Here is a 23,456-nt window from a genome sequence, read left to right on the forward strand (position 1 = left end):
GACGGTGAGAGGCGGGCGGGCACCAGGATGGCGCGGGTCACGGCGGTGAGCGCGAACGAGACGTACACCTTCAGCAAGCCGAACCGCACGAGCATCACGCTGCTCGCCGGCCTCGGCGTCGAGGGCGACGTCCACGCGGGGGAGACCATCAAGCACCAGTTCCGCATGACGTACGAGCCGGACGCGCCCAACCTGCGTCAGGTGCACCTCCTCCACGAGGAACTCCTCGACGAGCTGGCCGGGAAGGGCTTCACCGTCGCCGCAGGCCGGCTCGGCGAGAACATCTCCACCCGTGGGATCGACCTGCTCGGCCTGCCCACCGGGGCGCTGCTGCGCCTCGGCGACGAGGCGGTCGTGGAGGTCACGGGCCTGCGCAACCCGTGCTCGAAGCTCGACACCTTCCAGCAGGGCCTGCTCAGGGAGGTCTTCGAACTCGACGCCACGACGGGGGACTTCGTCTTCAAGTCCGGGATCATGGGTGTGGTGCGGCAGGGCGGCCGGGTCCGCCCCGGTGACGCGATCGAGGTCGGGCTTCCCGCGGGGCCGCATCGGCCGCTGGAGCGTGTGTAGCGGCTTTTGCCGGGTGTGCGCACGATGTCACTGTGATCCGTCCCACATCTCCACAGGAAATTCGAATCTCGTACAACCATGCGCGCCCCTCGTGGCTCTGATCACCCGAGCCGACGGTTTCCCCGGGAGTCGCAGGACTCCCGGAAGCCGACAGGCTCCTCAGACCAAGACCGGATCCCGTGTGCCCGGAGACATGCCGCGAGATCCCTTCCACGTGGGGAATACATTGCACAAGCGTGCCATCGTGGGCGCCGTCACCGGTGCCCTGGCTCTGACCGCCTTCGTCGCTCCGGCCGCGCAGGCGGCTCCGACCTCCGGGGACACGAAGATCTCCAACGTCGTGGTCAACGGCGGCAAGCCCGTCGTCGTGGGCTCCGGCAAGAAGACCTTCACGGTCTCCTTCACCGCCAGTGACAACTCGGGCATCGAGCTCAAGGAGGTCACCGTGGTCCTGTACCGCGGAGCGAGCCTCGAATCCGCCGACAGCGGTGCCGTGGCCAACGGCAACGACGACAGCCTCGCCACCTGCACCAAGGCGAGCGCCACGACGGCGAAGTGCAAGGCGAGATTCACCGTCGAGACGCAGCAGAACCTGATCAACTCGGTGGCCGGCACCTGGAAGGTCTGGGCGCTCGCTCCGGCCAAGGACGGCGACTACGTCATGAAGGACCCCGCCAAGACCTTCAAGATCCAGCGCCAGACGAAGCTCAAGGGCGCGAACGCCGCCCCCGAGCCCGTCAAGAAGGGCAAGACCATCACGGTCACCAGCAAGCTGACCCGCGCCAACTGGAACGCCGAGACGTTCCCGGGCTACGGCCGCCAGCCGGTGAAGCTCCAGTTCAAGAAGAAGGGCACGTCGGCCTACAAGAACGTCAAGACGGTCAGGACGTCCGCCACGGGCGCCCTGAAGACCACCGTCAAGGCGACCGTCGACGGCACCTACCGCTACGTCTTCGCCGGCAGCTCGGGCACGGCGGCCGTGACCTCCGCGGCCGACGCGATCGACGTGAAGTAGGGCGCGACAGCGGCGGAAGGCGCCGGCTCCGGGTTCTCCCGGGGCCGGCGCCTTCCGCCGTCCGTGGGGCGCGGTCGCACTGGTCGGCCCGGCCGGCGCGTGGGGACGCCGTCCTCGTGCTCCCCGCCATGCCTGCCGGAGCCGCCCGCACGGCCCTCGCCGGGACGCCTACGCCGGGAACCGCCGGTCCACCCACCGCCACAGGAACTCCAGCAGGGCCGACGCCCCCGCCGCGATGCCGACCGCCAGCCACGGCATCGTCGTGCCGACCAGCCGGAGGGCGAAGAAGTCCTGGAGCCAGGGGACGACGAGGACGAGGAGGAAGCCGGTGGCCATGGCGGCGACGAGGCCGAGGCGCCACCAGGTGTACGGGCGGGCGATGATGGCCAGCACCCACAGGGAGATCAGGAAGAGGGTCAGGGTGGCCGCACTGGTCTCGGCGGCCAACGCGCCCTCGCCCGAGTAGTGGTGACGGGCGATCAGATAGGTGGCGAAGGTGGCCAGCGCCGCCAGTACGCCCCCCGGGATCGCGTACCGCATGACCCGCCGTACGAAGTGCGGTCTCGCGCGTTCCTTGTTGGGTGCCAGGGCGAGGAAGAAGGCCGGGACGCCGATCGTCAGGGTGGCGAGGAGGGTCAGGTGGCGGGGGAGGAAGGGGTACTCCACCTGCCAGCAGACCACCAGGATCGCCAGCAGCACCGAGTACACCGTCTTCACGAGGAAGAGCGTCGCGACGCGGGTGATGTTGCCGATCACCCGGCGGCCCTCCGCGACCACCGACGGCAGCGTCGCGAAGCTGTTGTTCAGCAGGACGATCTGGGCGACCGCTCGCGTCGCCTCCGAGCCCGAACCCATCGCCACACCGATGTCGGCGTCCTTCAGGGCCAGCACGTCGTTCACGCCGTCGCCGGTCATCGCGACCGTGTGGCCGTGGGACTGGAGGGCGCCGACCATGTCCCGCTTCTGCTGCGGGGTGACCCGGCCGAAGACCGTGCCGGAGTCCAGCGCCCCCGCCATGTCGTCCCGCTCGGCGGGGAGCCGGCGGGCGTCCACCACGGCACCCGTCAGGCCCAGCTTTCCGGCCACCGCGCCGACCGAGACCGCGTTGTCGCCGGAGATGACCTTCGCCCGTACGTTCTGCTCCTCGAAGTAGCGGAGGGTGTCGGCGGCGTCGGGTCGCAGCCGCTGTTCGAGGACGACCAGGGCGGCGGGGTGCGCGCTCCGGGCGACCTCGGGATCGTCCAGGTCACCGGTCACCCGGGCGAGCAGCAGGACGCGCAGCCCCTCCTCGTTCAGCCGCTCGGTCTCGGTGAGGGCCGGGTCGTCGTCGGGGAGCAGGACGTCGGGGGCGCCGAGCAGCCAGGTGCTGGACCCGCCGTCGCCCTCGCCGAAGGACGCGCCGCTGTACTTGCGGGCCGAGGAGAAGGGCAGCGACCCGGTACGGCGCCAGTCCTCGCCGTCGTCCGGGCAGGCGTCGATGACGGCCCGCAGCGACGCGTTCGGCCGGGGGTCCGACGCACCGAGGGCGCCGAGGACCCTTCGTACGTACGACTCGTCGACGCCGTTGAGGGGGCGCAGCTCGGTGACGTCCATGCCGCCCTCGGTGAGGGTGCCCGTCTTGTCGAGGCAGACGGTGTCGACGCGGGCCAGGCCCTCGATGGCCGGCAGTTCCTGCACCAGGCACTGCTTGCGGCCGAGGCGGATCACGCCGATCGCGAAGGCGACGGAGGTGAGGAGGACCAGGCCCTCGGGGACCATCGGGACGATGCCGCCGACCGTGCGGGCGACCGAGTCCCTGAAGTCGTTCTGCTTCACGATCAGCTGGCTGATGACCAGTCCGATCGCGGTCGGGACCATCATCCACGTCACGTACTTGAGGATCGTGGAGATGCCGGAGCGCAGCTCGGAGTGGACGAGGGTGAAGCGGCTCGCCTCCTCGGCCAGCTGGGCCGCGTACGCCTCCCGCCCGACCTTCGTCGCGGTGAACGCCCCGCCGCCCGCGACCACGAAACTGCCCGACATCACCTGGTCGCCGGGCTGTTTGACGATCGGGTCGGCCTCACCGGTGAGCAGCGACTCGTCGATCTCCAGGCCGTCGGTCTCGACGCACTCCCCGTCGACGACGATCTTGTCGCCGGGCCCGATCTCGATGAGGTCGCCCAGCACGATGCCGGACGTGCCGACGTCGGCGGCCACCCCGTCCCGCCGGACCGTCGGCTTCGCCTCACCGATCACCGCGAGGGAGTCGAGGGTCTTCTTCGCCCGCCACTCCTGGATGATGCCGATGCCCGTGTTGGCGAGGATCACGAATCCGAACAGGCTGTCCTGGATCGGCGCCACGGCCAGCATGATCACCCAGAGCACGCCGATGATCGCGTTGAACCGGGTGAAGACGTTCGCGCGGACGATGTCCACCATGGAGCGGCTGCTGCGCACGGGGACGTCGTTCACCTCGCCGCGGGCCACCCGCTCCGCGACCTCGGCGGCCGTCAGACCACGCGCCCGCCCGGTGGATGAGGCCGCGGTGGGGTGCGCGGGACCGAGGCCGGTGCCCGCGTCGATGTGCGTCATGCCCTCGACCGTACGTGCGGATGTGGGGCTCCACCCGCCGAGTGCGGCAAAGATCCGACCAGGAGACGACGGGGAAGGACGGGGGAGAGACGGCGGGGGGCGGAGGAGGGACGGGATGGCACCGTGGTCGTACGACCCTGGGGGCCGGCCGGCGGGAGTGTGTGCCCGTGCGGGTGCTACTCGACGGGCTCGGCCGGCGGCGCACCGGCCGCGCCGGCGTCAGTGGCGGCCTTGCGCTCGGCGTCCGCCTTGATGGCGGCTTCCCGCCTGCGCACGTAGTAGATGCCGATGATCCCGAGGCCGCTGCCCGCCAGACAGGTCCACACCCACCAGGTGTGCCCGTGGTCCTCGTACCAGCCGTAGAAGGGGAGCTGGACGAGGAAGAGGACGAACCAAAGGATCGTGCCGCCGACGACGGTCGGCACGATGGGGCCTTCCAGGGGCTCCGGTGCCTCGTGCTTCGGGGATCCCGAGAAGAAAACGACCATGGGGCACAGCTTACGAGGCGGACGGGTCTACGCGCGGAGATGGTGTCAGGCGGGTCATATGTTCATGCTGAAACAGCTTCTGATGAGCGGTGCGCCGGGGAGGGCGCGCGGGGAGCGGGCCGGTCGCGTCACCCCGTAGGACTTGTCACGTCACCCGTGGAACGTCGTCACGTCGCCCCCGTAGAACTTCTCGGTCTCGTCGACGGCCGACTGGAAGCGCTCGTCGAAGTCGTCGCGGACGAGCGTCCCGATCACGTAGTCCTGGACGCTCATTCCCCTTTTCGCCGCGTGGTTCCGGAGCCGGTCGAGCAGCTCCCCGTCTATCCGCAGGCTGAGCACGGTGGTCCCCATGCGTCCCAGGGTCAGGTGTGCTCAGGCTGCCGTGCCGCGTTGTGCGTATTAGTCACTCATATGAGTGATGCGCCTGCCGGGATCGGTATGCGTGGCGGGATTCACGGGCACGACTGTGGAGTTTCGGTGTTCCTTAGCGAGGGTAATGAGTTACGCTAAAGAACATGCCTGACCTCACCCATGGCGCCGACGAGGCCGCCGTGAACGCGCTGCGGTCCGCCGTGATGCGCCTGTCCCGTCGGCTCAAGCACCAACGGGTCGACGAATCGCTGAGCCCGACCGAGATGTCGGTGCTCGGCACCCTCGCCCGCTGCGGGACCGCCACCCCCGGCGAACTCGCCCGCAAGGAGCATGTGCAGCCGCCGTCGATGACCCGCATCGTCGCCCTGCTGGAGAGCAAGGGCCTGGTGAAGCTGAAGCCGCACCCCGAGGACCGGCGGCAGAAGGTGGTCACCCCGACCGAGCGGGCCGAGGCGATGTTGGAGGAGAGCCGCCGCAAGCGCAACGCGTTCCTCGCCTCCCTCGTGGAGAGCCTCGAAGAGGACGAGTGGGAGAAGCTCCGCGCCGCCGCGCCGGTGCTGGAGAAGCTCGCACATCTCTGACCGGCGCCGCCGCCGGGTGCGCCGGAGCGCTGGGGCGCGCCGCAGGGACCGCCGGTACGCCCCGGTGCCAGCCTGTGCGCTGCTCGGGCCGGGCCCGCCCCGGCCCGAGAACCAGCAGACGGAAAGGGAGCGGTGAGGCTTACGCAACCGCACGACACGCACGCGTTCCACCCAAGGAGGCGAACCCTTTTGAGTACGGGACCCGGAACACCTTCCGCCCCCGCACCGACGCCCATCCCCGCCCCCCACCCACCGCGAACATCCCCGAAGCACCACCGGATACCACCGGTGCGGTGCGGCGGCGCGACGACGCCGGCCGGGTGAAGCCGAGGGGCGAGGGTGCGAGTCCCGTCCCGCCCGCGAGCGCCGCCGCTCCGACGGCTTCCGGGGCGCCCGGGGCCCCGGCGACCGGCGGGAACTCCTCGACGACCGGCGCGAGCTCCTCGGCAGCCGCTCCCGACGCCCCACCGGCAGCCGCTCCCGACGCCCCTGAGCGCGTGTCCATGTTCCGGTCGTTGCGCGTGCGGAACTACCGGCTGTTCTTCCTCGGGCAGGTGGTGTCGAACATCGGCACCTGGATGCAGCGGATCGCGCAGGACTGGCTGGTGCTGAGTCTGACGGGGTCGTCGACGGCGGTCGGTGTGACGATGGCCCTGCAGTTTCTGCCGATGCTGCTGTTCGGGCTGTACGGCGGCGTGCTGGTCGACCGGTTCCCGAAGCGGCGGCTGCTGTTCCTGACGCAGACGTCCATGGCGGTGACCGGCCTGGCGCTGGCCGCGCTGACGCTCTCCGGGCAAGTGCAGGTGTGGCATGTGTACGTGGCCGCCTTCGCCGTGGGCATGGCCACCGTGGTCGACAACCCGGCCCGGCAGTCGTTCGTGTCGGAGATGGTCGGCCCCGGGGAACTGCAGAACGCGGTCAGCCTCAACTCGGCGAACTTCCAGTCGGCCCGCCTGGTCGGCCCGGCCGTCGCCGGTGTGCTGATCACCACCGTCGGCACCGGCTGGGCCTTCCTCTACAACGGCCTCTCCTTCATCGCCCCCATCGTCGGCCTGCTGCTGATGAGGACCCGCGACCTGCGCCCCGTCCGCCGGGCCCCGCGCGCCAAGGGCCAGCTCCGCGAGGGCCTGCGCTATGTCGCCGGCCGGCCGCACCTGCTCTGGCCCATCGTCCTGGTCGGCTTCATCGGCACCTTCGGCTTCAACTTCCCCGTCTGGCTGTCGGCGTACGCGGACGACGTGTTCCACTCGGGCGCCGGCTCCTACAGCCTCTTCAACACGCTCATGGCGGTCGGATCGGTCGCGGGCGCCCTGCTCGCGGCCCGGCGCGGTACCGCCCGGCTGCGCGTGCTGATCGGCGGCGCGCTGGCCTTCGGCCTGCTGCAGGTCGTGGCCGCGCTGGCGCCGTCGTACTGGATCTTCGCGCTGCTCATGGTGCCGATAGGGATGTTCGGTCTGACGGTGAACGTCACCACCAACACGGCCATCCAGATGGGCACCGACCCCGCGATGCGCGGCCGGGTCATGGCCCTCTACATGATGGTCTTCCTCGGCGGCACACCCCTGGGCGCGCCGATCGCAGGCTGGGCCACCGACGCGTACGGCCCCCGGGCCGGCTTCGTCGCCGGCGGCGTCGTATCCACCGTCGCGGCGGTCACCGTGGGCCTGATCCTGGTCAGGACGGGAGGCCTGCGGCTGTCGGTGGGATGGCACCACGGGCACCCCCGGGTGCGGTTCGTGCCCAAGGAGCAGCCGGTCGCCGTGGCCGGCCCGGCCTAGCGTGCTGCGCCGGCACCTCGTGGTGGGCGCTCGCCAAGGTGATCCGTTGCCTGGGAACGTGGTGGTCATGAGTGCGACTAGTGCCGTGCGGCTGTTCGCCGCGGTGTTGCCGCCCGCCGACGTCGTCGATGAACTCGGCCTGGTGATCGGGGAGTTGAAGAGCAGGGCCGGTGCGGACCGTATGAGGTGGACCGCGTCGCCCGGCTGGCACTTCACGCTCGCCTTCTACGGCGAGGTCGACGAGAACGCCGTACCGGAGCTGTCGCGGCGGCTCGAACGGGCCGCGCGGCGGAGCGAGCCGTTCGAGCTGGCCGTGCGGGGCGGCGGGCAGTTCGGGCACGGCCGGGCGCTGTGGGCGGGTGCGGAGGGCGACCTCGGCGCCCTGCGGCTGCTGGCCGACCGGGCGGAGGCGGCGGCGCGGAGGGCGGGGCTGCCGATGGGGGAGCACCGCCGGTACACACCCCACCTCACGGTGGCCCGCAGCCGGAAGGACGTCGACGTACGGCCGTACGTCACAGCCCTCGACGCCTTCGCCGGCCGTGTGTGGACGGTGTCCGACCTCGCGCTGGTCCGCAGCGACCTGCCGGTCTCCGGGGTGCCGGGCGAGCAGCCCCGGTACGAGGCGGTCGCGCGCTGGGCGCTCGGGGCGGCCGGATAGCCGCCGGCGCGGCCGGTTAGTCTCGGGGTGTGGACCCGAAGACCCGTAACCGGATCATGGCCGGTGTGCTTGTGCTGATGTTCGTGGTGGTCGCTCTCGCGGCGGCGCTCGGCAAGTGAGTAGCCGGTTCGCCCTGCCGGAGAGCCGGGAGAGACCGGAGAGCCGGGACCAGGAGCCGGGGGACCGCGGACCGTACTGATCTGCGGCCCGGTGGGGGCTGGTCGCGCCCACGCGGACGGAACCGCAGATCGGTACAGTGTCGCGCGCCGCTTTCAGCGGCCGGGTGTCACCAGGCGAAGGCCTCCGGAGACGGGCCCGGCCCCGGGAAGATCTCGTCCAGCGAGGTCAGGACTTCCTCGCTGAGCTCCAGCTCGGCCGCCCGGATCGCGGATCGGAGCTGCTCCGCCGTGCGCGGGCCGACGATGGGGCCCGTGACACCGGGCCGCGTCAGCAGCCAGGCGAGGGCGGCCTCGCCCGGCTCGATGCCGTGCTTGTCGAGCAGGTCCTCGTACGCCTGGATCTGGGCGCGTACGGCGGTGTCGGCGAGGGCGTCGGCGGAACGGCCGGAGGTACGGCGACCGCCCTGGGCCTCCTTCTTGATGACCCCGCCGAGCAGCCCGCCGTGCAGCGGAGACCAGGGGATGACGCCGAGGCCGTATTCCTGTGCGGCCGGGATGACCTCCATCTCGGCGCGGCGTTCCGCGAGGTTGTAGAGGCACTGCTCGCTGACGAGGCCGATGGTGCCGCCACGGCGGGCGGCGATCTCGTTCGCCTGGGCGATCTTGTAGCCGGGGAAGTTGCTGGACCCGGCGTAGAGAATCTTGCCCTGCTGGACGAGGACGTCGATGGCCTGCCAGATCTCCTCGAAGGGGGTGCTGCGATCGATGTGGTGGAACTGGTAGAGGTCGATGTAGTCGGTCCGCAGCCGCTTGAGCGACGCGTCCACCGCCCGCCGGATGTTCACCGCCGAGAGCTTGTCGTGGTTGGGCCAGGGCGTGCCGGCGGCGCCCATGTTGCCGTACACCTTGGTCGCGAGGACGACCTTGTCGCGGCGCTCGCCGCCCTTCGCGAACCAGTTGCCGATGATCTCCTCCGTACGGCCCTTGTTCTCACCCCAGCCGTACACGTTCGCCGTGTCCACGAAATTCAGCCCCGCGTCGAGCGCCGAATCCATGATCACGTGGCTGGTGGCTTCATCCGTCTGAGGTCCGAAGTTCATGGTGCCGAGGACGAGTCGGCTGACCTTGAGTCCGGTGCGTCCGAGCTGCGTGTACTTCATGTGCTCCAGCCAACGGGGTGGAGTGCGCTCAAGGCAAGGGGCCCGGGGCGCTCCGGGCGCCGCTCGTGCCCGCCGATCGCTCGGATGCCCGCTGCCGAGAGGAGGTAGCTGACCGCGTCGGCCACGAGTGTCGTCCCAGGGCCGAAGAGGCCGATCGCGGTGCCGCCCAGCGGGGCCCAGCATCGCCACCACCACCGCCCCGGCCGCCAAGCCGGTGGCCGCCAGTGCCGAGACCTCCGTGGGGCCGACGTCCAGGACCAGGACCGCGAGCAGGGGGAACGCGTCGAACGCCGGCCGCGTACCGCACGTACTGACCGCGTACGCCGCCCACAGCCACCGCAACTCCCGCCCCGGCGCCCGCCCGGCCCGCGCCACCACCTCCGCCACACCGCCCGCCGCCGTGCGCGACGGAGCGCCACACCTCAGGCCGCCGTGCGCGACGGAGCCCCGTGCTCACGCCGACCGGGCCATCCAAGCGAGCGGGGGCGGCCGGCCAAGCGCGCAGCGAGGCCCGACGCCGTCAGCCGCGCGGGAACTCGGCGGTCGGAAGAACGAGGCCGAGGAGAGTGATGGTCATGTCGACGTCACCGCCGTAGGTGATGGACAGGTCGCTGACGTAGTCGCCGTCCTTGGGCTGGGTGTACAGCCGGCACTTGCCCACGTAGGGGTCGGCGATCAGGTAGACGGGGACCTCGGCGAGCGCGTATGCCGTCTTCTTGGGGCCGTAGTCGTTCTTGGCGGTGTCCGTGGAGATGACTTCGGCGATGAACTCGACGTCCTGGAAGCGCCAGCGGCCCTTGGTGTCTTTCTCGGCGTCGTCCCGCAGCTTCGCCACGTCCGGGGCGTAGCCGTTCAACCGGCCGGGGAAGTCGATGCGAACATCCGACAGCACGTTCACGCCCCGTCCGAAGCGCTCCATGAGCACTTGGAGGATCGCGAGAATGGTCTTCCAGTGAACGTCCCGCTGCGGCGACATGTAGATGGTCCCCTCGACGATCTCGGCCTTGTAGCCCTCGGGGACGCTCATCTGGCCGAACAGCTCGTCCAGGGTCTGCTCGTTGATGTCGGCCATGTCGATCCTGTCTTCAAGGACGGTCATCGTGGCGCTCCTCCCCGGCCGCCCCCCGGTCGGGTCCGGCCGCGCAACACAACGATACGCACGGTGACCGGGACACGGGCCGTACGGCGAAACTCCCTCGCGGGGCCGTCGTCCGAGCCGCTTGAGCCAGCGGTCAGGACCGCGACCGCGCTCGGCGACCTGGTCCGCCCCGCCCGCCCCCGTCATTCCTCCCGCCCCCCTTCTCGCCAACCCCTCGAAATGAGAGATCGGCAACGGGGTCCTTCAGCCGGGAGAGCACTTCAAGGCAGCTCGTACGGTCCCCCCAGCCCCCACGCCTCGTGCATCGCGCTCGCGAAAGCCCCCGCGATCTTGTGTTCGCCGGAGGCGTTGGGGTGGGTCCCGTCGTAGGTGTCCCCGTTGGTGTCGTACGACGGGGGCGGGGACGCCAGCAGAAGCGGGGAGCGGGGCTCGTCGAGGTCGGCGGCCGTCTTGCCGAGGAGTTCGTTGAAGCGGGCCACCTGGGCGGCGAAGGGGGCGTCGGTCTCGGCGCGCACGTTCGGGGTCACCGGGAGCAGGACCATGCGGATGCGCGGGTCGGCCTCGCGCGCGGCGGCGACGAAGCGGCGGGTGTTCTCGGCGGTCTGCTCGGCGTTGGTGTAGAAGCCCAGGTCGATGAGGCCGAGGGAGACGAGGAGGACGTTGGCGCGGTGGTCGCGGACGGCGTCGGCGATCAGCGGGGTCATGTGGAGCCAGCCCTCGCCCCAGCCGGCGAGGTGGGCGCGGGGAAAGCGCGGGTCGGTGTCGGCGTACTCGTACGACGTCGGCGCGTCCGTCGCCTTGTCGTAGAGCGTCTCGCGCGGGCCGACGATCTTGAAGGGGCCGTGGTGCGTCGCGCGCAGGTGCTGCCAGAGCCGGTAGCGCCATGTGTGTTCGCCCGCGCTCCCGATGGTCATGGAGTCGCCTACGGGCATGAACCTGAGCATTCGCACATCATGAACGATCGCTACCGGCTGGTAGGGGCGGTCGGACCGGACAACGCTGTGAACCTTGCCACTTGACGGTGCCGGCGGACACCTCGACCACCCGCCCGCACACCCACGGCGCTGCCCGCCCCACCCCGGCGGAGCGAGATGGCAGGCTTGGGGCATGCGCCGTCGTTCCCCTTCCCTCCGCACGCTGTTCGCCGGTCTCGCCGCGATCGTGCTCGCCGCCGTGTCGGCCGTGCCCGCGGTCGCCGATGACGACGGGTTCACGATGAAGGACGCGAGGATCACCGAGTCGAGCGGCCTGGCCGCGTCCCGTCAGCATCCGGGGGTCTACTGGACCCACAACGACAGCGACGACGGGGCCTTCCTCTACGCCGTCGACAGCGGCACGGGCGAGACGGTCGCCACGGTCACGATGACCGGCGTGGGCGCCCCGCGCGACGTCGAGGCGATCTCCCTCGGCCCGGACGGCAACCTCTACGTCGGCGACATCGGCGACAACCTCGGCGGCACCTGGGCGTACGTGTGGATCTACGAGCTGCCGGAGCCGAAGGAGCTCAAGGACCAGACGATCAGGGCCACGCAGTACGTCGTGAAGTACGAGGACGGTGCGCGGGACGCGGAGGCGCTGATGGTGCATCCGAAGACCGGCCGGGTCTACATCGCCGACAAGAACGAGGCGGGCGGGACGCTGTACGAGGGCCCGGCCGAGCTCTCCGCCTCCGGCACGAACGTCTTCAGGAAGGTCGCCGCCGTCCCCGACCTGGAGGTCACCGACGGCGCGTTCTCGCCCGACGGCGAGCGGCTCGCCCTGCGCGCGTACTTCGGCGGCATCCTCTACGACTGGAACGACGGCAAGCTCAAGAAGGTCGAGCGGCTGAGCGTGCCGTTGCAGCGGCAGGGGGAGTCGGTGACCTTCAGCACCGACGGCTCCAGGATCATGTACGGCAGTGAGGGCTCGGGCAGCTCGGTCGTCGCCCGGGACGTGCCCGGCGGCGGCTCCGGAAGCGGCGACTCCGGCTCGTCCTCCGCCGACGGTGTCAGCGACGGCTCCGGCCGGGCTGACGGCGGGAGCACCACCACGTTCAAGGCCGGTGCCCTCGCGGTGGCCGGGGCCATCGTCGTCGTCTGGGGCTTCAAGCGGCTGCGGCGCCGGCCGACCTGACCCGAACGGCAGACCCTGACCCTCGCTGCCGCCGCGCCGCCCGACGAACACCTCCAGTCCGTCCAGGATCCGCTGCGGCCCGAACTCGAAGTGGTCGAAGTCCCTGGCGAAGGCGTCCTCGGAGAGGCCGGCGAGGAGGGGGTGGCGTTCCAGGAGCTGAGCCCGTGACGTGCGGTGGGTGGGGCGTCCGTGCCGTGGACGCCGCGGGAGAGGGCGTCCGGTGTACCAGGTGACGCCGGACGCCTTGACGTGTTCATGTGACCTGTCTTCCATGGGAGGTGCGAGGTGATGGGAGCGCTCCCATCCGTTCCGGGCCCGCGCCTCTCAAGGAGGAAGCAGCGACATGTTCCGCAGCTTACGGAGAACCCTGGGCGCCCTGTGCGCGGTCGCCGCCGTGCTCGTGCTGCCGCTGGCCGGCGGTGCGCCGTCGGCGGCAGCGGCCGGTGCTACGGAGGCCGGTGGCACGGAGGTCGGTACGGCGGAGGCCGGGGCCGGCTACTGGCGGACCAGCGGCCGTCAGATCCTGGACGCGTCCGGCCAGTCGGTCCGTATCGCCGGTGTCAACTGGTTCGGCTTCGAGACCGCCAACCACGTGACCCACGGCCTCTGGGCGCGCGACTACAAGAGCATGATCGACCAGATGAAGTCACTGGGCTACAACACCATCCGGATGCCCTTCAGCGACGACATCCTCAAGCCCGGCACCATGCCCGACAGCATCAGCTACTCCGGCGGCAAGAACGCCGATCTGCGGGGCCTGACCTCGCTGCAGGTCCTGGACAAGATCGTCGCGTACGCCGGTCAGAGCGGGCTGAAGATCATCCTCGACCGGCACCGCCCGGACGCGGCGGGTCAGTCCGCCCTCTGGTACACGTCGGCCGTGCCCGAGACGACGTGGATCACCAACCTGAAGGCGCTGGCCAACCGCTACAAGGGTGACCCGACCGTAGTCGGCATCGATCTCCACAACGAGCCCCGTGATCCCTCCTGCTGGGGCTGCGGCGACACGGCCAGGGACTGGCGCCTGGCCGCCCAGCGCGCCGGCAACGCGGTGCTGTCCGTCAACCCCGAGCTGCTGATCCTCGTCGAGGGCGTCCAGACGTACAACGGCGTCTCCGGCTGGTGGGGCGGCAACCTGATGGGCGTGGCCGAGCACCCCGTGCGGCTCGACGTCCCCAACCGGCTCGTGTACTCCGCCCACGACTACGCCACCAGCGTGGCCCAGCAGAGCTGGTTCAGCGACCCCTCCTTCCCCGACAACATGCCCGGCATCTGGGACAGGTACTGGGGCTACATCTTCAAGCAGAACATAGCGCCGGTGTGGCTCGGCGAGTTCGGTACGACCCTCCAGTCGACGATCGACCAGAAGTGGCTGGCGGCCCTGGTCACCTACCTGCGCTCGACATCGACGTACGGCTCCGACTCCTTCCACTGGACCTTCTGGTCCTGGAACCCCAACTCCGGTGACACGGGCGGCATCCTGAAGGACGACTGGCAGACGGTCGACACCGTCAAGGACGGCTACCTGACCAGCATCAAGGCGCCGGGCTTCCCGCCGGGCGGGAGCGACCCCGGTGACCCGGGCGACCCGGGAGACCCCGGCGGCGGGACGCCCGCCTGCACCGCCGCCTACACCGTCAGCAGCGACTGGGGCGGGGGCTTCAACGCCGACGTCAAGGTCACCAACACCGGCACCACCGCCCTCACCTCCTGGAAGGTGACCTGGACCTGGCCCGGCTCCCAGCGCGTCACCAACATCTGGAACGCGTCCCACACCCAGACCGGGGCGACGGTCACCGCCGTGAACGCCGCCCACAACGGCGCGCTGGCGACCGGCGGTTCGGCGAGCTTCGGGTTCGGGGCCGCGCCCGGGGGCGGGGGTGTGCCCAGGGTGAGCTGTACGGCGACGTGAAGCGCGACAGGTGAGGTGGGGCGCCCGGTGATCACCGGGCGCCCTCTGGCAAGGCGATGGAGGCGCCGCACGGACGTCACTGGCGCTCGGAGGTCGATGAACCCCCACCGGAGACCTCGCCTGCTTCACGATCACGACGCGCCCGCCACACCGGACTTCGAGGCAGGCCCCGGGTACCCGGGGCCGAGGCGTGACCGATGAGCGTCAGAGTGGGTGGCGGGCCTTGAGCAGGCAGAACTCATTGCTTCCGGGGGCGGTCAGGACAGCCACTGCTCCTCTGCGCCCGTACCGCACGACATTTCGGCCGAGACCGAGCTGTGCAGGGGCGCGCCGGGCGGTCATGGTCGTGAAGACGCGGTGTCCGTCGGGTCGTCGGGGGGTGTCGCGGGGGGCAGTGCGCGGATGATGCGGGTGAGGTCGGCCGGGGCGGCGGCCAGGCGGACCGGGCGGCCCGCGTCGTCGAGTTCGGCGATGTGCCAGCCGCTGGGGACGGTGTCGGCGTCGCTGCCCCGGGCGCGGCGTACGTTCCTGAAGGTGAGTCGGTCCACCGGGAGCGGCTTCGCCGCGAACCGGCCCGGGCCCGCGTGGGGTGTAACCGCCGGCGGGCCGTCGCCGAGGACGACGTGGGTGCCGAAGCCGTGCGGGTTGTAGTCGGTGTGCTCCAGGAAGCGGGCGGCGAGGAACACCTCGTTCTCCTGGGACGGCTCTTCCGTCTTCCCGTCCCCTCCGGGTGGCCGTGTGCCCGTGGCGCGCCAGGCCAGGACGGAGAGGCCCAGCGTGGCCAGTGAGCCCGCTGCCGCCCAGATGACCGCGACCGGAGAGGTGAGCAGGGTGGTGGGGTGGACGTAGCAGAGCGGCAGCAGCCACACGGCCGTCGCGACGAGCACGCCCACGAACGGGAGCGTCGACGGGAGGACCTCGTCGTCCGGCAGCCGACGACCGCGCAGGCGCATCAGCACCCGGGCGGCCGGGTAGCCGGCGCCGAGGGCGAACACGGCCGCGACGACGGCTGTCTCCCGGGCGTCGGAGATGTGCCGGCGCCACACGTGACGCTCGCCGGCGACCACCATCACCGTGCGGCGCCAGACGGTCAGTTCGACGCCGTCGCCGGGCTGGAACGCCGTGGCGGCCTCGTACGAGACCCCCAGCTGTCGCATCGGCCGACCGTCGGTGAAGTACAGCCAGCTGTTCTCCTTGGGCCTGTTGGCGTCGGTCCGCTCGATCACGGCCCGCAGGACGGTCAGGCACTCCCCGCGCTCCCCGGCGGGCGTCGTGGCGGCGCACGGCACGGCGGACCTCCAGGCCCGCTCCTCTGAGGCGTCGCCCGGCACCGTCGACGCGGTCACGGCCGCCGCCACGAGCAGCACCGCGCACGCGGCCAGCGACCCGAGCCAGCCGCGCCCGGCGGTGCGCCGCGAGATGACGGGCAGATGGCTCGACTCGGGGTGGCCGTGGCGACGGTGCAGCGCGCGCAGCGCGTCCACCTTCGCGTCGAAGTCCGGGCGGTCGTCGTGCGCGAAACCCGTCGGCAGCGGCAGGTTCCGCCTGCGTCCGCCGTGCAGTGCCAGGACGACGCCGCGCGCGTCCTCCACCCGGTGGTTGTTCTCGTACTTGAGCCGTACGCGCAGGTCGGCGACCTCGCTCCACGGCACGCTCCGGCGGCGCAGCAGCGTCCGGACGTGCACGCCGTACGCGTCGGCGCTCACCCGCGCGACGACCGCGTGGAGCGCCCAGAGACCGAGCGGAGCGAGGACCGGCCCGGGGAGCAGCCACACGTCCAGGAGTTCACCCCGGTACGCCAGGCGCACCGCGGCCAGCCCCGAGCCGGCCGCCCCGAGCCCCACGAGAAACCACAGGGCGCGCTGCCGGCGGGGACGGCAGATCACTTCCGGGACATCGTTCATGCGCGGAATGCTGCCAGCCGTGGGATCAGGCCTGCTTGTGGCGATTACGGCAGTGTCCCGGCCCGTGATGTTGCCGACCAGGCCGCGGAAGCAGACCGAATACCTGCGGGACCCGATCGAAGCCCGACGGGATGCCGACCGAATGCCGACCGAATGCCGATGGAACGCTGACGGAACGCCGAGGGGGCGCCCGGTGTTGGCCGGGCGCCCCCTCGGCGTACGGGACCTACGCGGTCACAGCTTCTCGATCACGTGGTCGACGCACTTCGTCAGGGCCTCGACGTCCGCCGGGGCGACCGCCGGGAACATGGCGACGCGGAGCTGGTTGCGGCCGAGCTTGCGGTACGGCTCGGTGTCGACGATGCCGTTGGCGCGGAGCACCTTGGCGACGGTGGCGGCGTCGATCTCGTCGGCGAAGTCGATCGTGCCGATGACCTGGGAGCGCTTGGCCGGGTCGGAGACGAACGGGGTCGCGTACTTGGACTCCTCCGCCCAGCTGTAGAGGCGGGTCGAGGAGTCCTTCGTACGGGCCGTGGACCAGGCGAGGCCGCCCTGGCCGTTGATCCACTCCAGCTGCTGGTTCAGCAGGAACAGGGTGGCGAGGGCCGGGGTGTTGTACGTCTGGTTCTTGCGGGAGTTGTCGATCGCCGTGGGAAGCGAGAAGAACTCCGGGATGTGACGGCCCGAGGCGTGGACGCGCTCGGCGCGCTCGATCGCCGCCGGGGAGAAGACGCCGATCCACAGGCCGCCGTCGGAGGCGAAGGACTTCTGCGGGGCGAAGTAGTAGACGTCGGTCTCGGTGATGTCGACGGGCAGGCCGCCGGCGCCGGACGTGGCGTCGACCAGGACGAGCGCGCCCTCGTCGGCGCCCTGGACGCGGGCCAGGGGGGCCGCGACGCCCGTCGAGGTCTCGTTGTGGGTGAAGGCGTAGACGTCGACGCCCGCCTCGGCGGCCGGCTCCGGGTGCGTGCCGGGTTCGGAGGAGACGACCGTCGGCTCGGCGAGCCAGGGGGCGAGCTTCGCGGCCTTGGCGAACTTCGAGCTGAACTCACCGAACGTGAGGTGCTGGCTCTTGTTCTCGATCAGGCCGTGGGTCGCGATGTCCCAGAAGGCCGTCGAGCCGCCGTTGCCGAGGACGACCTCGTAGCCCTCGGGGAGGGAGAACAGCTCGCTGATGCCCTCGCGCACCTGCCCGACCAGGTTCTTCACCGGGGCCTGGCGGTGGGAGGTGCCGAGCAGGGAGGTACCGGTCGCGGCCAGCGCGTCCAGAGCCTCCGTCCGCACCTTGGAGGGGCCAGCGCCGAAACGTCCGTCGGCGGGCTTGATGTCAGCGGGGATCTGGATATCAGCCACGCCGCGAGCCTAGCGGCTCCGTGAAACGCGGGCGAAACGTCGTCCGTCGGATGAGACGGGGCGCGCGTCGGGCGAGAAGGCGGTGTCAGGTCCCACGGGCCGGAGTCGGCGTGAACCGCACCGGCAGTTCCACCAGGCCCCGTAGCCAGGGTGAGGCCCGGCGGGTGAGGGCGGTGGCGGGGACGGCGAGGTCCAGGTCCGGGAGGCGGTCCAGGACCACCTCTATACCCGTTCGGGCGATGACCTCGGCGGTTTCCCGGGCCGGGAAGGGGCAGCGGTGGGCGCCGTGGCCGAAGGAGAAGTGGGCGTTGTTGCCGCCGGTGAGGGCGGAGCCGTCGGCGCGGACGCGCGGGTCGGAGTTGGCGCCCTGGAGGCCGAGCAGTACGAGGTCGCCCGCGCCCAGGACCCGGCCGCCGAGGCGGGTGTCGCGGGTGGTCCAGCGGCCGGCGGCGTTCTGGATGGGGGAGTCCTCCCACAGCACCTCGTTCATGGCCTCGGCCACACTGCTCCGGCCGCCGAACAGCGACGCAGCGAAACGGTCGTCCGTCAGCATGAGGTGCAGGGAGTTGCCGATCCAGTCGGTGGCCGGCTGGTGGCCGATCGCCAGCATCACCATCACGTCGTGGGTGACCTCCTCCACCGTGACCTCGTACGCGGGCGCGTGCGCGAGGAGGCGGGAGACCACGTCGTCCCCGGGCCGCTCCCGGCGCTCGGCCACCAGCCGGGCCATCGCCGTCCGCAGGTACCTCTCGGCCGCCACCGCCCGCTCCTGGCCGTCGAGGATGTCGTTCAACGCCGCCACCAGCCCCGGCCCGTGTTCCTCCCGGAAGCCGAAGAGGAACGCCAGCACGCGCACGGGCAGCAGCGCCGCGTACTGCGCCACCAGGTCCGCCGCGCCCACCCCGCACACCGCGTCGATCAGCTCGTCCGCGAACCGCTCCGCGTGACCGCGCAGTTCGAGCGGATCGACCGCCTCCATTGCCTCCCCGATCAGTGTGGCGCGCTGCCGGTGCCGTTCGCCGACCGTGCCCAGGATCGACGGCTGGTCCCGGCTGATCACGGGGAGCAGCGGCCAGTCGTCGGGGATGCGCGGCCACTGGTTCCACAGCGCGGAGTTCCGGCTGAACAGCTCCGGATCACTGGTCACCTGGTGCAGCTCGCGATAGCCGAGCACCAGCCACGCCGGTACGCCCCCGTCGAGCAGCACCGGCACCACCTCGCCGTGCTCCCGCCGCAACTCCCGGTACAGGGCGGCGGGTTCGGTCCGGAAACGGGCGCCGAACACGGGTACGGGCCCGGGCGCGGAGTGGCCCTCGCCGTCACCGATGGCGTTGCCGTTGCCGTTGCCGTTCTCAGAGGTTGCGAAGTCCAACTAGCACCTGCTCCAGGATGTCCGGATCGATCTGCGCGGCCTTGTGCGGATGCCGGGCGCTGACCCGGCCCGCCGCGAGGAGGTCGGAGAGCAGGACCTTCGTGATGCTCACCGGCAGCCGCAGCTCGGCGGCGATCTCCACCACGGCCGTCGGCCGCTCCGTCAGCCGGAGGATCGCCACGTGCTCCGACTGCATGCCCGGCACCGGCTGGCTCTCCGCGACCATCAGGGTCACCAGGTCGAACGGCGTTCCGGGCGCGGACCGGCTGCGCCCTCCGGTGAGGGTGTACAGCCGGTCGGGCAGGTCGTCCCTGCCGGGCCGGCTCATGACGTACGGGGCGCCAGAGCCGTAGCCGCGGTGGGTGCCGCGCTCACCGTCGCGTTCAGGGTGTTCGCCGCGTTCATCCTGTTCGTGGTGTTCGTGGTGTTCGCCGTGCTGACGGGGCGGCGCGGCTTCGCGCTCAGGTGCTCGCCCAACTGCTCCACCAGCTCGCTCATGTTGTGTCCGACGAGCCCGGCGTCCGCGTCCTCGTCCGTCACCACCGCCAGATGGGCGCCCTCGCCCGCCTCCACGATGAACAGGACCCCGCCGTAGAACTCCGCCATCGCCGACCGTACGCCCCCGCTGCCGTCGCCGAACTCCACGGACGCCCCGTGGGACAGCGACTGGATGCCGGCGGCGATCGCGGCGAGCTGGTCGGCCTGGTCGACGGAGAGTTCCGGCGTACGGCACAGCTTCAGGCCGTCCCGGGAGAGTACGAGCGCGTGCCGGGCGCCCGGAGTGCGTTCCAGTAACCCCTCCATGAGCCAGGTGAGCCTGTCGTCGGCGGTGGTGCCTGTGCCGGTCATGGGGTGTCGTCGCCTTCCGGGTGGGGGTGCGGGTGGGGGTCCGGGGAGGGAGCGGGGGCCCGGCTTCCGGGTGGGCCCGGATACGGGGTGGGGTCGGCCGGGGCGGGGGTGGTGCCGCCGTCCGGCTCGGGGCGGGGGTCCCGTACGGGTTCCCGCGCCGGATCGAGCTCCCACGTCGCTTCCCGCACGGGTTCCGGCGCCCACGCGGGCTCCCCTACGGCTTCGGGTTCCCACGTGGTTTCCGGTAGGGCTTCGGGTTCCCACCGGGCTTCCCGCGCGGGTTCGGGCGCGTACGCGCGCTCCCGTCCGGCCTCGGGTTCCCATGTCGCTCCCCGTACGGGTTCGGGTTCCCAGGTCGTGGCTTCCGGCGCGGTGGAGGCTTCTCTTGTGGGCTCCCGTCCGGCCTCGGGTTCCCATGTCGCTCCCTGTACGGGTTCGGGTTCCCACTTCACTACCGGCGCGGCCGAGGGCTCCCACGCGGGTTCCCGCGCGGCCCCGGGCTCCCAGGAGAGGTCCTGCCCGGCTTTCGGCTCCCCTGCGAGAGCCGGCGCGGGACCGGCTTCCCACGGGGACTCCGGCGCGGCCTCGGGTTGCCGTCTCGGCTCGAGTGCGGGCCGCCGTACGGCTTCCTGGGGCGGAGCGGTGTCCCGTACGGGCTCCAGGGCGGCGTCCTCTCCCCCGCCGCCGTCCCCTGGACGAACGCCTGGTCCAGCCCGCCCGTGCCCCGCACCGCGCGGCGGAAGCTGCTGAAGCGGATGGCGCCGGTGCTGGCCTCCTCGGCGGGGCCGGCGGTCCGCTCCGGGCGGGCGGGGATGTCGGCGGCCTGGGCGCGGGTTCGGGCCTCCGCCTCGGCGAGGGACTGGCCACGGCGACGCCGGGGGAGGGCGTCGGGGTCGGTGGAGGTTTCCTCGACGACGTACGCCGGACCGGAGGCGGTCGAGGAACCGAAGTCAGAGCCGTATTCGGAACCGCGGCCGGCATCGTGTTCCGGGCCGTATGCGGAGCCGAACTCAGAACTGAACGAGGGTGCGAACGACGGGCTGAAGGCGGAGCCGACGGAGGAACCGAACGAGAAGTCGGCGGGCGGGGCGGTCGGCCGGGCAGTCGGGGTGTCCGTCGGGGACTCGTGGGCCGGGGCCGGCTCGGCGTCCAGGCCGTGCGGGGCGCGTACGGCGGCGTAGGGCGACAGCGGGGTGGGTGCGGGTGCGGCGGATGCGGTGAAAGGTGTCGTCGTGGGGACCGTGCTGGCGAGGACGTCCTGGGGGATGAGCATCAGGACGCCCGTGCCGCCGCGGGCGGACGGGCGGAAGGAGATCTTCAGCCCGTGCTTGCGGGCGAGACGGCCGACGACCGCGAGGCCGAGGCGCGTGCCCGAGAGGCTGGTGAGGTCGGCCGACTCGCCCGACACCATGTGCTCGGCGCGGCGCAGCTGGACGTCGCTCATCACGAGGCCCGAGTCCTCGACGGAGATGATCGCGCCGGCCGGGACCTCCTCGACGTAGACGTGGACCTCGGCGGTCGGTGGCGAGAAGTTGGCCGCGTTGTCGAGGAGTTCGGCGAGCGCGTGCATGACGCCCTCGGCGGCGTGGCCGGCGACGGCGGCCTCGCTGGAGGAGTGCAGCCGGACCCGGCGGTACGCGCCGATGCGGCCCATCGCGCCGCGCAGGATCGACTCCATGGGGATCGGCCGCCCCCAGCGGCGGCCAGAGCGCGCGCCCGCGAGGACGGCGATCGAGTCGGCGAGGCGGCCCGCCTGGGCGGTGCGGTGGTCGAGGTGGAGGAGGTCGGCGAGGACGTCCTCGTCGGCGTGACGTTCCTCCATGGCGCGCAGGTCGGCGAGCATGCCGGTGGCGAGGGCCTGCATCCGGCCGGCCACGTTGGCGGTGACGGCGAGGAGCGCGGTGCGGTCGGACTCGGCCTGCTTGACGCGTTCGGTGAGCCGGGTCTGTTCCTGTGCGGTCTCCTCCGCCGCACGGTTCCGCTCGTCGGACAGCCGTTCGCGTTCGCGCTCGGTCTCCGTGGTCAGCCGCGCCCGTTCCCGGGCGAACTCCGTCGCGATCCGGGCCCGTTCCTGGACGGACTCCTCGGTCAGCCGTCCCCGTTCCTGCCCGAACTCCTCGGCCATCCGGGCCCGCTCCTGGAGCAGCAGACCGGCGTCCCGGGACACGGCGTTCAGGCGGTGGCGCAGCAGTCCGGCCGACACGCGCGCGTGGACGGCCGCCGCGACGGCGACCGTGAGCAGCAGCGCCGCCGCGCCCGCGCCGCCCGCGAGGGGGAGCCGTACGGACTGCGGCGCCAGCGCGACCGCACCGCCGACCGCGGTGGCGGCGAGTACGGCGGTGATCAGGGGAAGGGGAAGGACTGAGCGCAGGGCGGGGCGTTCGCCTGGTGAGCGAGGGGAGTTGGGCGCGGTCATCGGCTGGTGTCCTCGGTCGGTTCTGAACTCGGTAACTCAGTCGGTTCCTGGAGTCGGTAACTCGGTCGGTCCCTGAACGAGAAGCGACGTCTGGTGCTCAATTGGGCGTCACTATATGGGAGTTCGTGCCTGGGGTTGGCCGGTTTCCGGTGAGTTCCCCGGAATCCGGCCAACGTCGCCGGTGGGCCCCACGAGTCCGCCGAGTTGTCACCGTCACGCGACCGGGCGGGCACTGTCAGTGGTCGGGTGCATTCTGGGGAGCACGACGGAACTCGTGGGTACGGCGGGTGCACGGGATGCCGGCCGGCGAGGTGATCACCGACGGCCGGCGCTCACCTGCTCGCACCGGCCAACGCCACCGGACCGGCGGCGATCCACGGGCTGCACAGGCGGCCGGTTCCGCAAGGACTTTCGCCCTTTCACCTGAGACCGGCCGGTCCCTCCACATCCCTCAGCCCCGTGGCGCGCCCCTCCTCGTCCCACTCGACCTCCTGGATCCGCTCGACGGCGTCCCGGTTGACCGGCCCGAAGACATGCGGGAACAGGACGTCGTCGGAGACCCCGGGCGGCGGGGCGGGGTCCGCCGCCTCGAACTCCACCCGCGCGCCGAGCCGAGCCTCGTCGATGAGCAGCGTGTGCAGCGGTCGCGGCGCGTTCCGGTAGAAGGCGTTGACGACGGCCAGGGTGGTCGCCTCGTCGGGGGAGCAGTGCACGAAACCGTCCGCCGCGAGGGAGGCGGGCGCGTAGGGCTGGCCGGGCTCGGCGTTCCAGGCCTCAAGTGACACGACGTGGTGGATCATTGCCCGGTTATACAACAGGGGCTGACGGCACACGGTCGGCGTGCCAGATGGCGGCCGACGCTGCCGGTGGCGGCGCGTCACACGGTGGCGCTTCGGCTGCGCGTGTGAAGGAGACCAAGGCGTTGCCGCGATCGTCAGCTACGAGTGGTGGGGTTCTGGAGTGTCGAGTGCCGCGCTCAACGCCCTTGGGCGCGGCCGGACCTGGCCCTTCGTGGGTGACGTGTGAATGGCTTGGATCGGTGTTGCCTACCGGCCAGTCGTGGTTTAGGCATGGGATCAAGAAGTTCAGATCTCAAGTAATGCATAAGTGAAGGGATGGCCTCCGCC

Annotated in this window: 20 protein-coding genes and 2 pseudogenes; 7 read left to right on the top strand and 15 right to left on the bottom strand. The window is 71.4% G+C overall.

The window, feature by feature from the left end; translation table 11 throughout:
* Positions 1-27: 27 nt before the first annotated feature.
* Entirely contained in the window at positions 28-570 is a 543-nt protein-coding gene (locus tag WBG99_RS19880; protein ID WP_338897579.1) for an MOSC domain-containing protein, read from the top strand.
* Positions 571-796: 226 nt separating this feature from the next.
* Positions 797-1,585 carry a DUF5707 domain-containing protein gene (locus tag WBG99_RS19885; RefSeq protein WP_338897580.1) on the top strand — a complete coding sequence of 263 codons (789 nt, stop codon included), beginning with the start codon at positions 797-799 and terminating at the stop codon, positions 1,583-1,585.
* A 168-nt stretch (positions 1,586-1,753) separates the two neighbouring features.
* On the opposite strand, the gene WBG99_RS19890 is transcribed toward WBG99_RS19885, so the two are convergent.
* The 3 genes from WBG99_RS19890 to WBG99_RS19900 all read right to left on the bottom strand — a co-directional run bounded on the left by WBG99_RS19890 (position 1,754) and on the right by WBG99_RS19900 (position 4,995).
* On the bottom strand, positions 1,754-4,156 hold the full coding sequence (locus WBG99_RS19890; protein WP_338897581.1) for a cation-translocating P-type ATPase: 2,403 nt from the start codon (positions 4,154-4,156) through the stop codon (positions 1,754-1,756).
* Positions 4,157-4,332: 176 nt separating this feature from the next.
* Positions 4,333-4,644: a DUF2530 domain-containing protein gene (locus WBG99_RS19895; protein WP_338897582.1), complete on the bottom strand. Its 312-nt coding sequence runs from the start codon at positions 4,642-4,644 to the stop codon at positions 4,333-4,335.
* Between the two features lie 150 nt (positions 4,645-4,794).
* Positions 4,795-4,995, bottom strand: a complete 201-nt coding sequence (locus WBG99_RS19900; protein WP_338897583.1) for a ribbon-helix-helix protein, CopG family — start codon at positions 4,993-4,995, stop codon at positions 4,795-4,797.
* Between the two features lie 164 nt (positions 4,996-5,159).
* Here WBG99_RS19900 and WBG99_RS19905 point away from each other — a divergent pair, with 164 nt between their 5' ends.
* The 3 genes from WBG99_RS19905 (at position 5,160) to thpR (ending at position 8,033) form a co-directional block, all read left to right on the top strand.
* Entirely contained in the window at positions 5,160-5,597 is a 438-nt protein-coding gene (locus WBG99_RS19905) for a MarR family transcriptional regulator (RefSeq protein ID WP_338897584.1), read from the top strand.
* Positions 5,598-6,100: 503 nt separating this feature from the next.
* Positions 6,101-7,375: an MFS transporter gene (locus WBG99_RS19910; RefSeq protein ID WP_338900408.1), complete on the top strand. Its 1,275-nt coding sequence runs from the start codon at positions 6,101-6,103 to the stop codon at positions 7,373-7,375.
* Between the two features lie 85 nt (positions 7,376-7,460).
* Entirely contained in the window at positions 7,461-8,033 is a 573-nt protein-coding gene (thpR, locus tag WBG99_RS19915; protein ID WP_338900409.1) for an RNA 2',3'-cyclic phosphodiesterase, read from the top strand.
* 286 nt (positions 8,034-8,319) lie between these two features.
* On the opposite strand, the gene WBG99_RS19920 is transcribed toward thpR, so the two are convergent.
* The 4 genes and pseudogenes from WBG99_RS19920 to WBG99_RS19935 all read right to left on the bottom strand — a co-directional run bounded on the left by WBG99_RS19920 (position 8,320) and on the right by WBG99_RS19935 (position 11,355).
* A complete protein-coding gene (locus tag WBG99_RS19920; RefSeq protein ID WP_338897585.1) occupies positions 8,320-9,312 on the bottom strand; it encodes an aldo/keto reductase in 993 nt (330 codons plus the stop codon).
* A gap of 41 nt (positions 9,313-9,353) precedes the next feature.
* Positions 9,354-9,687 (bottom strand): annotated as a pseudogene (locus tag WBG99_RS19925) (hypothetical protein); the annotation flags it as partial.
* A gap of 145 nt (positions 9,688-9,832) precedes the next feature.
* A complete protein-coding gene (locus tag WBG99_RS19930; protein ID WP_338897586.1) occupies positions 9,833-10,411 on the bottom strand; it encodes a Uma2 family endonuclease in 579 nt (192 codons plus the stop codon).
* A 260-nt stretch (positions 10,412-10,671) separates the two neighbouring features.
* A complete protein-coding gene (locus WBG99_RS19935; RefSeq protein ID WP_338897587.1) occupies positions 10,672-11,355 on the bottom strand; it encodes a GDSL-type esterase/lipase family protein in 684 nt (227 codons plus the stop codon).
* Positions 11,356-11,518: 163 nt separating this feature from the next.
* Between WBG99_RS19935 and WBG99_RS19940 the strand changes: the two genes are divergently transcribed.
* A complete protein-coding gene (locus WBG99_RS19940) occupies positions 11,519-12,523 on the top strand; it encodes a WD40 repeat domain-containing protein (protein WP_338897588.1) in 1,005 nt (334 codons plus the stop codon).
* A gap of 18 nt (positions 12,524-12,541) precedes the next feature.
* On the opposite strand, the pseudogene WBG99_RS19945 reads toward WBG99_RS19940, so the two are convergent.
* Positions 12,542-12,670: pseudogene (locus WBG99_RS19945) on the bottom strand (TetR family transcriptional regulator); the annotation flags it as partial.
* Between the two features lie 196 nt (positions 12,671-12,866).
* Here WBG99_RS19945 and WBG99_RS19950 point away from each other — a divergent pair.
* Positions 12,867-14,435 carry a cellulase family glycosylhydrolase gene (locus tag WBG99_RS19950; protein WP_338897589.1) on the top strand — a complete coding sequence of 523 codons (1,569 nt, stop codon included), beginning with the start codon at positions 12,867-12,869 and terminating at the stop codon, positions 14,433-14,435.
* A 338-nt stretch (positions 14,436-14,773) separates the two neighbouring features.
* Here WBG99_RS19950 and WBG99_RS19955 read toward each other — a convergent pair whose 3' ends face one another.
* The 7 genes from WBG99_RS19955 to WBG99_RS19985 all read right to left on the bottom strand — a co-directional run bounded on the left by WBG99_RS19955 (position 14,774) and on the right by WBG99_RS19985 (position 23,129).
* On the bottom strand, positions 14,774-16,339 hold the full coding sequence (locus tag WBG99_RS19955; RefSeq protein ID WP_338897590.1) for a PH domain-containing protein: 1,566 nt from the start codon (positions 16,337-16,339) through the stop codon (positions 14,774-14,776).
* A gap of 234 nt (positions 16,340-16,573) precedes the next feature.
* On the bottom strand, positions 16,574-17,692 hold the full coding sequence (serC, locus tag WBG99_RS19960; RefSeq protein ID WP_338897591.1) for a phosphoserine transaminase: 1,119 nt from the start codon (positions 17,690-17,692) through the stop codon (positions 16,574-16,576).
* A gap of 85 nt (positions 17,693-17,777) precedes the next feature.
* Positions 17,778-19,019, bottom strand: a complete 1,242-nt coding sequence (locus WBG99_RS19965; RefSeq protein ID WP_338900410.1) for a cytochrome P450 — start codon at positions 19,017-19,019, stop codon at positions 17,778-17,780.
* Between the two features lie 25 nt (positions 19,020-19,044).
* Positions 19,045-19,392 carry a DUF742 domain-containing protein gene (locus WBG99_RS19970; protein ID WP_338897592.1) on the bottom strand — a complete coding sequence of 116 codons (348 nt, stop codon included), beginning with the start codon at positions 19,390-19,392 and terminating at the stop codon, positions 19,045-19,047.
* Positions 19,389-19,913, bottom strand: coding sequence for a roadblock/LC7 domain-containing protein (locus tag WBG99_RS19975; protein ID WP_338897593.1), 525 nt, complete (start codon positions 19,911-19,913; stop codon positions 19,389-19,391). Before WBG99_RS19975 ends, WBG99_RS19970 begins: the two co-directional genes overlap by 4 nt.
* A gap of 451 nt (positions 19,914-20,364) precedes the next feature.
* Positions 20,365-22,329 carry an ATP-binding protein gene (locus WBG99_RS19980; protein WP_338897594.1) on the bottom strand — a complete coding sequence of 655 codons (1,965 nt, stop codon included), beginning with the start codon at positions 22,327-22,329 and terminating at the stop codon, positions 20,365-20,367.
* Between the two features lie 419 nt (positions 22,330-22,748).
* A complete protein-coding gene (locus WBG99_RS19985) occupies positions 22,749-23,129 on the bottom strand; it encodes a DUF952 domain-containing protein (RefSeq protein WP_338897595.1) in 381 nt (126 codons plus the stop codon).
* Positions 23,130-23,456: the final 327 nt, after the last annotated feature.

The organism is Streptomyces sp. TG1A-60, from assembly GCF_037201975.1.
GTDB lineage: Bacteria > Actinomycetota > Actinomycetes > Streptomycetales > Streptomycetaceae > Streptomyces.